Source organism: Bradyrhizobium sp. WYCCWR15520, from assembly GCF_056174665.1.
This window is the reverse complement of the sequence record NZ_JBWBWM010000162.1, coordinates 1-750: the sequence shown is the minus strand read 5'-3', so window position 1 is coordinate 750 and position 750 is coordinate 1. Positions and strand designations below refer to the sequence as shown.

The following is a 750-nucleotide window of genomic DNA, read 5'->3' as shown; positions in this document are numbered from 1 at the left end:
TGGCCGGCGGACACCGAAAAAAGATCAGGCGGCGTTCGAGCCGAACTCGGGCACGGCGTCCTTGAGCACCGCGCGGATGGTGGAACGGTCATCCCGCGCAATCGCATCCTCCAGCGCCGCGATCCATTTGCGCAAGGTCTGCATCGGCGGCTCATTCGGCTTGGCCGCCATGATGCCGGCGACCCCGATCTCTACCGTCGGCTCCTCGCTGGCGAACAGGATCTCGTTCAGCCGCTCGCCCGGCCGCATGCCGGTGAACACCACCTCGACATCGACGCCGGGCTCGAGGCCAGACAGGCGGATCATCCGCTCGGCAAGTTCCACGATCTTGACCGGCTGTCCCATGTTGAGGACGTAGACCGAAACGTCGGGCCGTGCCGGCGTCAGCGCATGCGTCGCTGCGGTCAGCACGAGATCGCAGGCTTCGCGGATGGTCATGAAGTAGCGGACCATGTCCGGATGCGTCACCGTGACCGGGCCGCCGGCCTCGATCTGCGCCTTGAATTTCGGCACCACCGAGCCGTTCGAGGCCAGCACGTTGCCGAACCGCACCGAGATCAGGCGCATGTGCGGCTTGCCCGCCGATTGCGTCATCAGGTCATGGTCGAGCGCCTGGCAATACATTTCGGCAAAGCGCTTGGTCAGGCCGAGCATCGAGACCGGTTCGATCGCCTTGTCGGTCGAGATCATCACCATCGCGGTCGCGCCCGCCGCCATCGCCGCGTCGGCGACGTTGACCGATCCGAAAAT

Annotated in this window: 1 protein-coding gene; it reads right to left on the bottom strand. The window is 65.3% G+C overall.

All coding sequences use genetic code 11. The features are described from left to right. Positions 1-24: 24 nt before the first annotated feature. Positions 25-750: polysaccharide biosynthesis protein (locus AC0QUY_RS42645; RefSeq protein WP_475391733.1), on the bottom strand; the 726-nt coding region annotated here is incomplete at its 5' end.